Raw genomic sequence first — 11,324 nt, 5'->3', positions numbered from 1 at the left:
TCAGCGTGCCAGCGCGAGGGCGCTGGCGCGGACGGTTGCCAGCTCGTCCGGTGGCAGGAAGGGATGCATGTCGTCGAGCTCCGGCGTGAGGAACCGGCCCTGCTCGTCGACGCGGGACTTCAGCTTGGGTGAGAAGCCCTGGGCCGGGTCGACATGGATCTGCACCAGCAGCGGGCCGCTGCCCTGGATCAGCGCGGGCAGGCCGGCCAGGTCTTCCGGCCTGGCGATGTCCACGGCCTTAATGCCGTAGGCGCGGGCCAGCGCAACGTAGTCCGGGCAGTCCACACCCGAGGCGTGGTCGGCGCCGATGACGCGGCCGAAGAAGTTCTCGTGGCTGAGGCGGATGGACAGGTAGCCGTCGTTGGCGAGCACGACGATGGCGACGTCGAGCTGCAGCGTCTTGAGCGTCTGCAACTCCTGAACATTCATCTGCAGGCTGCCGTCGCCGGCCAGGCAGACGATGCGGCGCCCCGGAGCCGCGATGGACGCGCCCAGTGCCGCGGGCAGGTCGTAGCCCATCGAGGCCGAGCCGGAGTTGCTGAAGAGGCGTTGGTCCCGTTTCAGCCGGCCGATCTGGAAGGGCAGGATGCAGGCCGAAGCGTTGCCGCTGGCGACGATGCCGTCATTTGGCAGCGCTTCGAACAGGGCCTCGACGGCTCGGTAGGGATTGATGAGGCCGGGTGCGCTCGTGTTGCCGGGCTCCATGGCCGGATAGCGCGTTGCGATGTCGCGGCACCAGGCGGCCCAAGGGGAGAAGGCCGGCGCCGTGATGCCGGCGCGCAGGGCCTGGATGAAGGCCTTGGCGTCGGAGGTGATGGTCAGCGTGGGCTTGACCAGGGGCTTGTCGAACTCGGCCGGGTCGATGTCGACCTGCACGACGCGGGCCTCCTTGGCGAAGCTGCCCCAGTTGTAGCTGACCTGGCGGATGTTGAGCCGCGAGCCGATGACGATGACGAGGTCGGCGGCCTGCAGGCAGAGGTTGCCGGCGCGTGTGCCGATGGTGCCGGGGCGACCGGCAAAGAGGGGGTGGTCGGACTCGATGAGGTCGTGGGTCCAGGCCGTCGTCAGCGGGATGCCGCTGGCTTCGACGAGGTCGCGCAATTCGTCGACGGCGCCGGCCAGGCGAACACCGGTGCCGCCGAGGATCAGCGGGCGCCTGGCTTCGCGCAGCCATTGCAGGGCGATGCCCACGTCCGGCGCTGCGGGAGCGGGCGGTGCGGCCGGCTCGACGAAATCGAAGGGCTCGGTCGATGACTGCAGGTCGATCGGGATGTCCAGCCAGACCGGGCCGGGGCGACCGCTGGTGGCGAGGGCGAGCGCCTCGGGCAGCGCGCGGGCCAGTTCGTTCAGCGAGCCGATGGCCCAGGCGCGCTTGACGACGGGCCCCACCATCGCGGTGATCGGCACCTCCTGGTCGCCCAGTTGGCGCAGGCCGGGCACGGGCGTGTGCGCCAGCGCCGTCGCGCGCTTGACCTGGCCGGACAGCACCAGCATCGGGATGGAGTCGGTGAATGCGCCGAACACGCCGTTCAGCGCATTCAGGCCGCCGGGGCCGGTCGTCACGTTGACTATGGCCGGGCGGCCGTCGATGCGGGCATAGCCCTCGGCCGCCATCGCGCAGGCCTGCTCGTGATGCATGAAGCTGCAGGTCAGGCCGGGTTGGGTGGCCAGGGCCTGGTTGAGGAACATCGCACCGCCGCCGGTGACGGCGAAGACCTGTGCCAGCCCCCGGCCTGCCAGGTAGCCGGCCATGCGCTCGGCAGCGTTCACAGCCCGCCTCCGACGAAGCCGGCGATCTCGTCGGCCGCGTAGTCCAGCTGGTCGTCGGACAGCCCCGGGTACAGGCCGATCCAGAAGGTGTCGTTCATGACGATGTCGGTGTTCGTCAGCGGGCCGGCAACGCGGAAGTTGCGGCCCTGCATGTAGGGCTGGCGGGTCAGGTTGCCGGCGAACAGCAGCCGCGTGCCTATGCGCTTGGCGTCGAGATGGTTCAGCAGGTCGACGCGGCGCAGGTTGGCCTCGGGGCGGATGGTGATGGGAAAGCCGAACCACGACGGGTCGCTGCCCGGGGTGGCCTCGGGCAGCAGCAGGAATTCCTGGCAGCCCTGCAACCGTTCGTGCAGCCGCGCGAAGTTGCGGCGGCGCGCAGCGATGAAACCGTCCAGCCGGTCCAGCTGCGCCAGCGCGCAGGCGGCCTGCATGTCGGTGATCTTGAGGTTGTAGCCCAGGTGGCTGTAGGTGTACTTGTGGTCGTAGCCTTCGGGCAGGGCGCCGAGCTTCCAGCAGTAGCGCTTGCCGCAGGTGTTGTCCTTGCCCGGCGCGCACCAGCAGTCGCGGCCCCAGTCGCGCAGCGATTCAGCCGCGCGCCGAAGGGTGTCGTCGTTCATGAACACCGCGCCGCCTTCGCCCATCGTGATGTGGTGGGCGGGGTAGAAGCTCAGCGTGGCGATGTCGCCGAAGCTGCCGACCAGCCGGCCGTTGTAGGTGGAGCCCAGCGCGTCGCAGCAGTCCTCCACCAGCCACAGCCCGTGCTGGCGGCACAGCCGGGTCACGGCGTCGAGGTTGTAGGGGTTGCCCAGCGTGTGGGCCAGCATGATGGCCTTGGTGCGCGGGGTGATCGCGGCTTCGAGCTGGGTGACGTCGATGTTGTAGGTCGGAAGGTGCACGTCCACCAGCACCGGCACAGCGCCGCATTGCAGGATGGGGTTGACCGTCGTCGGGAAGCCCGCCGCCACGCCGATGACCTCGTCGCCCGGCCTGATCGCACGCTCGCCCAGAAGTGGTGAGGTCAATGCCGAGAAAGCCAGCAGGTTGGCCGACGAACCGGAGTTGGTCGTCAGCACATGCTTGACGCCCAGCACCTGCGCCAGGCGGGCCTCGAAGGCAGCGTTGAAGCGGCCGGTCGTCAGCCAGGCGTCGAGAGAGGCCTCGACCATCAGCTTCATCTCCGGTGCGCCGACGACCTTGCCGGAGGGCGGGATGACGGTGTCGCCGGGCTTGAAGGCGCCGGGTGCGGGCGCCGCCGCTGCGTATTGCTCGACGAGCTGCAGGATCTGCTGGCGCAGCGCGAGTTGGTCGGGTGTCATGGGAAAGCCAGGTAGGAGTCGATCTGCTGCAGGGTCAGCGCCTGCAGGTCCGCACCCGCGCGGTGGGCGCGGTGCCATTGCCAGGTGAGGTGCAGCGCCGCGGAAAGCGGCAGGCGTCCCTGCCAGCCCAGGCGCTCGGCGGCCTTGGTGGAGTCCAGCAGCAGCACGCCGGCTTCGTGCACGCCGCTGCCGTCGCCGAAGGTCAGCGGGGGCGTGGTCGTGCCGTCGGCGCGAGCGTGCGCCAGCAGCAGCTCGGCCACATTGCGCACGGGCTGGCCGTGCAGGTCGGCAGGGCCGAAGTTCCAGGCGCCGCTGAAGCCGGGGGCGTCGTCCAGCAGCCGCTCGGCGAGCGCGAGGTAGCCGGCCAGCGGCTCCATGACGTGCTGCCAGGGCCGCACGGCATCGGGGTGACGCAGGTGCAGCGGGGCGCCGGCATCGATGGCGCGCAGCAGATCGGGCACGAGGCGGTCGGTGCTGACGTCGCCGCCGCCGATGACGTTGCCGGCCCGCGCCGTGGCCAGCGGCAGCATGAACGACGCCGCGTAGCTGGCCGCGACGATCTCGGCACCGGCCTTGCTGGCGCTGTAGGGGTCGTGGCCACCGAGCGCGTCGGTCTCGCGGCAGGGCGGGCCGAGATCGCGGTAGCACTTGTCGCTGGTCACCGCGACGACGGCGGGCACCCGGCTTTGCTGGCGCACGGCCTCCAGCAGGTTGGCCGTGCCCATCACGTTGGTGGCGAAGGTGCCCAGCGGGTCGGCATAGGAGGCTCGCACCAGCGGCTGTGCGGCCAGGTGGAAGACGACCTCGGGTTGCGCCGTGATGACGGCTTCGAGCAGCGCGGCGGGGTCACGCACATCGGCGATCCATTCGGCCTGCAGCGTCTGCCGTACGCCGACGGACTCGTAGAAGCCGCCCGCCTCCGGCGCCAGCGCATAGCCGCTGACCTGCGCGCCCAGCCGCTTGAGCCACAGCGCCAGCCAGCCGCCCTTGAAGCCGGTGTGGCCGGTGACGAGGACACGCCGGCCGGCCCAGGAAGCCGCGTTCACCACAGCTTCCATGGCGCGCGGCCCTCGGCCCACAGCCGTTCCAGATGAGTGCGGTCACGCACGGTATCCATGGGCTGCCAGAAGCCCGGGTGTTCGTAGACGCCGAGCTGGCCGCGCGCGGCCAGCGTTTCCAGCGGTGCCTGCTCCCAGATGTCCGCGTCGCCCTGGATCAGCTCGATGACCTCGGGCTTGAGGACGAAGAAGCCGGCATTGACACCGCCCCCCTCGCCCTGCGGCTTCTCGCGAAAGCGCAGCACTCGCTGCGTGGCGGGGTCGATGTCCAGCGCGCCGAAGCGGGCCGGCGGCACGGCGGCGGTCAGCGTCGCGGCCAGCCCGCTGGCGCGGTGCTGGGCCAGCAGGGCGGTCACGTCCACATCGGCGACGCCGTCGCCATAGGTGAAACAGAAGTCCCGCTCGCCCTTCAGATAGCCCGCCACGCGCTTCAGTCGCCCGCCGGTGCCGCTGTCCAGGCCGGTGTCCACCAGCGTCACGCGCCAGGGCTCGGCGTGGCGCTCGTGCACTTCCATGCGGTTCTCGGCGAGGTCGAAGGTGACGTCGGAGCTGTGCAGGAAGTAGTTGGCGAAGTACTCCTTGATGACGTAGCCCTTGTAACCGCAGCAGACGATGAAGTCCCGGATGCCGTGGGCGGCATAGATCTTCATGATGTGCCACAGGATGGGCTGGCCACCGATCTCGATCATGGGCTTGGGGCGCAGATGGGTTTCCTCGGCGATGCGAGTGCCCAGTCCCCCGGCAAGGATCACGGCTTTGGTCATCGAACGAGTTTAGGCGGACCCAGGGCAATCCCTGGGGCGACCCACCGTGGAAATGGCCCTGCGGGCGGGACAATTCCGGGCCTCCGCGCGGGCCACCGCCCGCTCCCCGGTTCACCTGGAACGATCAACGTGACTACCACTGCCCCCATGCCGGGCCGAGCGGCGACCCCGCAAACCGGCGCCGCCATCCTCGGCCAGCCCAACCAGCTGTTCGTGCTCTTCTTCACCGAGATGTGGGAGCGCTTCTCCTACTACGGCATGCGGGCGCTGCTCGTGCTCTTCCTCGTCACCGAGGCCAGCAAGGGCGGCTGGGGCTGGAGCCGGGCCGACGCGACGAACCTCTACGGCTGGTACACGGGCCTGGTCTACCTGACGCCCATCCTGGGCGGCTACATCGCCGACCGCCTGCTGGGCACGCGCCGCTCGGTGCTGCTGGGTGGCTTCATCATCGCGGCTGGCCACGTCGCCCTCTTCATGGACACGGTGCCGAGCTTCTACGCCGGCCTGGGCCTGGTGGTGCTGGGCACGGGGCTGTTCAAGCCCAACATCTCGGCCATCGTCGGCCAGCTCTACGGCCCCGGCAACGAAGGCCAGCGCGACGGCGGTTACACGCTGTTCTACATGGGCGTGAACGCGGGCGCCTTCTTCGGCATCTCGCTGTGCGGCTACATCGGCGAGAAGATCTCCTGGAACCTGGGCTTCGGCCTGGCCGGCGTGTTCATGATCCTGGGCGCCATCCAGTTCTGGCTGAGCCAGGGCCTGTTCGGCGCCATCGGCGACAAGGTCGACGCGGCGAAGAAGGCCGTCGAGGAGAAGCTCGACGACACGCCCGCGCACGTCGTGGCCGACCGCCTGAAGGCCATCGTCGTGTTCTCCTTCTTCACGATCTTCTTCTGGTTCGCCTTCGAGCAGGCCGGTGGCTCCATGACCATCTTCGCGGCCGACTACACCGACCGCACGCTGGTCGGCACCGCGGGCTTCGCGTTCAAGGTCGTCAACACGGCGATGACGCTGATCCCGGCAGCCATCCTGTCCTGGCTGCTGTTCAAGCTCTACCGCTCCACCGGCGGCAACTACGTCATGGCCAACGTGTCGCTGGCCGTCGCCTTCGCCATCATCTGGGGCCTGAGCCTGTGGATGCTGGGCCGCGAGTTCGCGATGGACCAGAGCGAGGTGCCGGCCACCTGGTTCAGCGTACTGAACAGCCTCTTCATCGTCGTGCTGGCGCCGATGTTCTCCAAGCTGTGGGAGAAGCACTGGAACCCGTCCGGCCCGGTCAAGTTCGGTGTCGGCCTGGTACTGCTGGGCCTGGGCTTTGCCGTGCTGTCCTACGGCTCGGCCGGCATCCCGCAGGGCGCCAAGACGGCCCAGATCAGCATGATGTACCTGAGCGTGGCCTACCTCTTCCACACCATGGGCGAGCTCTGCCTGTCGCCGGTGGGCCTGTCCTACATCTCCAAGCTGGCGCCCACCCGCCTGCTGGGCCTGATGTTCGGCGTGTGGTTCCTGAATACGGCAATAGCCAACAAGATCGCCGGCTCCACCGGTTCCTACATCGACGCCATCTCCAACCAGTACTCGATGTCGGTGTTCTTCCTGATCTTCACGGCCATCCCGATCGGCGCCGGCGTCGTGCTGATGCTGCTGAGCCCGTTGATGAAGAAGTGGATGCACGGCGTTCACTGAGACCCGGCCCAGGGCTGCCGGCCTGCAGGCCGACAGCCTGCGGGGCATGAAACCCGTGCGTAACCGACGGGCCGCCGCGCTCCAGCCCGGCGGCCCCTTTTTTGTGCACGGGTCGCGGCTGTTGACAAGGAATGTCAGCAGCTTGAATGGGCTTTCAAGTTCGGGGTGACGGCGCGGGGGGTGAAGTGCTTACAGTCGCCCGCTTGCATTCGGAGCCCTCCATGACGAAGAAAAGCCTGGCGCTGAACCTGACGCCCCTCCTTGCCGCCGTTCTGCTTGCTGCCTGCGGCCAGCAGCAGGGCGCACCCGGCGGCCAAGCCGGGGGGCCGCCGCCGGTGTCGGTGGCGCCCGCCACGCAGCGCGAGGTGCAGGAGTTCGACGAGTTCACGGCCCGTCTGGAGGCGCCCGACACCGTGGACGTGCGCGCCCGCGTGGCCGGCACCGTCGAGGCCGTGCGCTTCAAGGAAGGCCAGTTGGTGAAGAAGGGCGACCCGCTCTTCACCATCGACGCCCGCGGCTTCAAGGCCGAGGTGGCGCGTGCCGAGGCGCAGATCGCCGCGCTGAAGACGCAGGCCGAGCTGGCTCGCGCCGACCTGACCCGCGCCGAGAAGCTGGTCAGCGTCAACGCCGTCAGCCAGCAGGAGATCGACCAGCTGCGCTCGGCGCTGCGCTCGGCCGAGGCCAACCAGAAGGCCGCCGAGGCCGCGCTGGTGCAGGCCCGCCTGAACGTCGAGTACGCCAACGTGACGGCGCCCGTCAGCGGCCGCACCTCGCGCGCCAACGTGACGCCGGGCAATCTTGTCGGCGTCGGCGACGCGGTGCTGACGACGCTGGTCTCCAGCGACAAGGTCTATGCCTATTTCGACGCCAGCGAGGCCACCTACCTGAAGTACATGCGCTCGGCCAAGCCCGTCCAGACCGCCGTGCAGATGGGCCTGTCCAACGAGCAGGGCTTCCCGCACACCGGCAAGCTGGACTTCGTCGACAACCGCCTGAACCCGGCGACGGCCTCCATCCGCGCCCGGGCGGTGTTCGACAACAAGGGTGGCCAGTTCACGCCGGGCCTGTATGCCCGCGTCAAGCTGGGCGGCAGCGGCTCCTACCAGGGCGTCGTCGTGCCCGACCGCGCCATCACGACCGACCAGACGCACAAGATCGTGCTGATCGTCGGCCCCAACAACATCGTGCAGCCACGCCCCGTCACGCCGGGCGCGCTGGTGGACGGCATGCGCGTCGTCGACAGCGTCAAGGCCGGCGAGCTGGTCATCGTGGACGGCCTGCTGCGCGCCTTCCCCGGCGCGCCGGTCACGCCCCAGGTGCTGAAGGTGGACGACAAGGGCATGCCCATCCCCGCCGCGCCGCCGGGCCCGCAGGGCGCCGCGCCTGCGACGGCCCCGGCCTCCGCCGCCTCGAAGTAATCCCAAGGCGGTAGCCCATGGACATCTCACGCTTCTTCATCGACCGGCCGCGCTTCGCGACCGTGTTGTCCCTCTTCATCTTCCTGATCGGCGCGCTGGCCATCCCGCTGCTGCCGATCTCGGAATACCCCGAGGTCGCGCCGCCGCAGGTCGTCGTGCGCGCCCAGTACCCCGGCGCCAACCCGCGCGTGATCTCCGAAACCGTGGCCACGCCGCTGGAAGAGCAGATCAACGGCCTCGAGAACGTCCTCTACTTCGAGAGCCAGGCCACCGGCGACGGCGGCATGACGCTCACGGTCACCTTCAAGATCGGCACCCACCCCGAGGCCGCCGAGACGGCGGTGCAGAACCGCATCAACCGTGCGTTGCCGCGTCTGCCCGACATCGTGCGCCAGATCGGCGTGACGACCGAGAAGGCGGCGTCCAACCTGACGATGGTGGTCCACCTCGTCAGCCCGGACAACTCGCGCGATGCACTTTATCTGCGCAACTACGGCACGCTGAACGTGCGCGACGACCTGCTGCGCGTGCCCGGCATGGGCTCGGTGCTGAGCTTCGGCGCGGGCGACTATGCGATGCGCATCTGGCTGGACCCGCAGAAGCTCGCCGCCCGCGGCATGACCGCGGCCGACGTGGTCGGCGCCATCCGCGAGCAGAACTCCCAGGTCGCGGCCGGCGTGGTCGGCGCGTCGCCGTCGCCCAAGGGGACCGACTTCCAGCTCTCAATCAATGCCCAGGGCCGCCTGGTCAGCGAGGAGGAGTTCGGCAACATCATCGTCCGCACCGAACCCAAGACCGGTGCCTTCGTCCGCGTGAAGGATATCGGCCGCGTCGAGATCAGCGCCAACACCTACGCGTTGCGCAGCCTGCTGAACAACAAGGAGGCCGCCGCCATCGCCATCTTCCAGGCGCCCGGTTCCAACGCGCTGGCCATCTCCGACAACGTGCGCAAGGCGATGGAGAGGCTCAAGCCCAGCTTCCCCGCGGGCGTCGACTACGCCATCGTCTATGACCCGACGCGCTTCGTGCAGAGCTCCATCGAGAAGGTCGTGCACACGCTGTTCGAGGCCATCGCGCTGGTGGTGCTGGTGGTCATCATCTTCCTGCAGACCTGGCGCGCCTCCATCATCCCGCTGGTCGCCGTGCCGGTGTCCATCGTCGGCACCTTCGCCGTGCTGCTGGCGCTGGGTTTCTCCATCAACACGCTGACGCTGTTCGGCCTCGTGCTGGCCATCGGCATCGTGGTGGACGACGCCATCGTGGTGGTCGAGAACGTGGAGCGCAACATCCAGGACGGCCTCACACCGCATGCGGCCACCGTGAAGGCCATGCAGGAGGTCTCCGGCCCCATCATCGCCATCGCCCTGGTGCTGTGTGCCGTGTTCATCCCGCTGACGCTGGTGCCGGGCCTGTCGGGCCAGTTCTACAAGCAGTTCGCCGTCACCATCGCCATCTCGACGGTGATCTCTGCCTTCAACTCGCTGACGCTGTCGCCGGCCCTCGCCGCCATCCTGCTGCGCCCGCACGACGCGCCCAAGGACCGGCTGATGGTGGTCATGGACAAGCTGTTCGGCCGCTTCTTCCACTGGTTCAACCGCTTCTTCCACCGCCGCTCGGAGGACTACGGCCGCGGCGTGACGGGCATCCTCAAGCGCAAGTCGCTGGCCCTGATCGTCTACGCGCTGCTGCTCGGTGCCACGGTCCTGCTGTTCACGCGCCTCCCCAGCGGCTTCGTGCCAGCGCCGGACAAGCAGTACCTGATCGGCGTGGCCCAGCTGCCGGCCGGTTCCAGCCTGGACCGCACCGAGGAGGTCATCCGCCGCATGAGCGACATCGCCCTCAAGGTGCCCGGCATCACCGATTCGGTGGCCTTCCCCGGCCTGTCGGTCGCCGGCTTCTCGGCCTCGCCCAACGAAGGCATCGTCTTCTTCAAGCTCGACGAATTCGACGCCCGCACCTCGCGCAGCCTCAGCAAGGAAGCCATCCTCGGCCAGGTCAACGGCGCCATCCAGCAGATCCAGGGCGCGCGCATGTTCGTCGTGCCGCCGCCCCCGGTGGACGGCCTGGGCATCGCCGGCGGTTTCAAGATCCAGGTGCAGGACCGCAGCAGCCAGGGCGAGCAGGCCCTGTACGGCGCCACCTGGGGCACGCTGGGCCAGATCTACGGCAACCCCAACACGTCGATCGGCACGCCGTACTCCAACTACGACATCAACGTGCCGCAGCTGTTCGCCAACGTCGACCGTGTGAAGGCCAAGCAGATGGGCGTGCCGCTGGGCTCCATCTACGACACGCTGCAGATCAACCTCGGCTCGCTCTACGTCAACGACTTCACCAAGTTCGGCAAGACCTACCAGGTCATCGTGCAGGCCGACTCACCCTTCCGTGCCAAGGCCGAGGACGTCGTGCAGCTCAAGACCCGCAACGCCGCCGGCGACATGGTGCCGCTGGGTTCGCTGATGAGCGTGGAGCCCACCTTCGGCCCGACGCGCGTCACGCGCTACAACGGCTTCCCGTCGGCCGACATCAACGGCGCGCCCAAGCCCGGCTTCTCGTCGGGCCAGGCCGAGGCCGAGATCGAGCGCCTGCTGAAGACGCTGCCGCGCGGCTTCGGCTACGAGTTCACCGACCTCAGCTACCAGGACCGCCTGACCCGCGACGTCGCCGTGCCCGGCACGACGGTGAAGATCCCGACACTGGCCGCGGTGCTGCTGTTCTCGGTGCTGCTCGTCATCCTCGTGCTGGCCGCCCAGTACGAGAGCTGGAGCCTGCCGCTGGCCATCATCCTGATCGTGCCGATGTGCATCCTGTCGGCGCTGTTCGGCGTGTGGCTGTCGCACTTCCCGCCCTTCATGCAGGCGGGGGACCTGAACATCTTCACGCAGGTGGCCTTGGTCGTGCTGGTGGGCCTGGCCTGCAAGAACGCCATCCTGATCGTCGAGTTCGCCAAGGAGCTGGAGGAGCAGGGCCGCTCCATCCGCGACGCCGTCATCGAGGCCTGCCGCCTGCGGCTGCGCCCCATCCTGATGACGTCTATCGCCTTCTGCGCCGGCGTCATCCCGCTGATCCTCGGCAGCGGCGCCGGCAGCGAGATGCGCCGCGCGATGGGCATCGCCGTGTTCGCCGGCATGCTGGGCGTGACCTTCTTCGGCATCTTCCTGACGCCGGTGTTCTACAGCCTGCTGCGCGCCGGCACCGAGAAGCGCCGCGCCCGCGCCGCGGCGCTGCGCGCCCAGGTCGAGGCCTCGGCCCATGCCTTCCATCCGGGCATCGATGACGATCTCCCCCCGACCCAGAAGGAGGGCCACTGAC

7 protein-coding genes are annotated in these 11,324 nt (G+C 68.8%); 3 read left to right on the top strand and 4 right to left on the bottom strand.

Features of this window, described 5'->3' with window-relative positions; translation table 11 throughout:
- The 4 genes from AC07VX_RS23495 to rfbF are packed head-to-tail and all read right to left on the bottom strand — an operon-like array spanning position 1 to position 4,908.
- Complete coding sequence (locus tag AC07VX_RS23495; protein WP_493166954.1) at positions 1-1,770, bottom strand: thiamine pyrophosphate-binding protein; 1,770 nt, start codon at positions 1,768-1,770, stop codon at positions 1-3.
- The gene (gene rfbH, locus AC07VX_RS23490; protein WP_493166955.1) at positions 1,767-3,086 is read right to left on the bottom strand and encodes a lipopolysaccharide biosynthesis protein RfbH; all 1,320 of its coding nucleotides are present in this window, start codon (positions 3,084-3,086) and stop codon (positions 1,767-1,769) included. Before rfbH ends, AC07VX_RS23495 begins: the two co-directional genes overlap by 4 nt.
- Positions 3,083-4,144 carry a CDP-glucose 4,6-dehydratase gene (gene rfbG, locus AC07VX_RS23485; RefSeq protein ID WP_493166956.1) on the bottom strand — a complete coding sequence of 354 codons (1,062 nt, stop codon included), beginning with the start codon at positions 4,142-4,144 and terminating at the stop codon, positions 3,083-3,085. Before rfbG ends, rfbH begins: the two co-directional genes overlap by 4 nt.
- Positions 4,129-4,908 carry a glucose-1-phosphate cytidylyltransferase gene (gene rfbF, locus AC07VX_RS23480; RefSeq protein WP_493166957.1) on the bottom strand — a complete coding sequence of 260 codons (780 nt, stop codon included), beginning with the start codon at positions 4,906-4,908 and terminating at the stop codon, positions 4,129-4,131. Before rfbF ends, rfbG begins: the two co-directional genes overlap by 16 nt.
- Positions 4,909-5,037: 129 nt before the next feature.
- Here rfbF and AC07VX_RS23475 point away from each other — a divergent pair, with 129 nt between their 5' ends.
- From AC07VX_RS23475 to AC07VX_RS23465, 3 genes are all read left to right on the top strand, one after another.
- Positions 5,038-6,594 (top strand): peptide MFS transporter, encoded by a 1,557-nt coding sequence (locus AC07VX_RS23475; RefSeq protein WP_493166958.1) that lies wholly within the window; start codon positions 5,038-5,040, stop codon positions 6,592-6,594.
- Between the two features lie 221 nt (positions 6,595-6,815).
- Positions 6,816-8,012 (top strand): efflux RND transporter periplasmic adaptor subunit, encoded by a 1,197-nt coding sequence (locus tag AC07VX_RS23470; protein WP_493166959.1) that lies wholly within the window; start codon positions 6,816-6,818, stop codon positions 8,010-8,012.
- Positions 8,013-8,029: 17 nt separating this feature from the next.
- On the top strand, positions 8,030-11,323 hold the full coding sequence (locus AC07VX_RS23465) for an efflux RND transporter permease subunit (RefSeq protein ID WP_493166960.1): 3,294 nt from the start codon (positions 8,030-8,032) through the stop codon (positions 11,321-11,323).
- Position 11,324: the final 1 nt, after the last annotated feature.

The sequence above is a fragment of the Roseateles sp. GW821-FHT03B02 genome, assembly GCF_059421025.1.
This window is presented reverse-complemented; position numbering and strand designations above follow the sequence as displayed.

What these genes read in the sequence shown, in the direction of transcription:
- AC07VX_RS23465 (WP_493166960.1), top strand. Translation starts at nt 8,030, where the DNA reads ATGGACATCTCACGCTTCTTCATCGACCGGCCGCGCTTCGCGACCGTG.
- rfbG (WP_493166956.1), bottom strand. Translation starts at nt 4,144, where the DNA reads ATGGAAGCTGTGGTGAACGCGGCTTCCTGGGCCGGCCGGCGTGTCCTC.
- rfbH (WP_493166955.1), bottom strand. Translation starts at nt 3,086, where the DNA reads ATGACACCCGACCAACTCGCGCTGCGCCAGCAGATCCTGCAGCTCGTC.
- rfbF (WP_493166957.1), bottom strand. Translation starts at nt 4,908, where the DNA reads ATGACCAAAGCCGTGATCCTTGCCGGGGGACTGGGCACTCGCATCGCC.
- AC07VX_RS23470 (WP_493166959.1), top strand. Translation starts at nt 6,816, where the DNA reads ATGACGAAGAAAAGCCTGGCGCTGAACCTGACGCCCCTCCTTGCCGCC.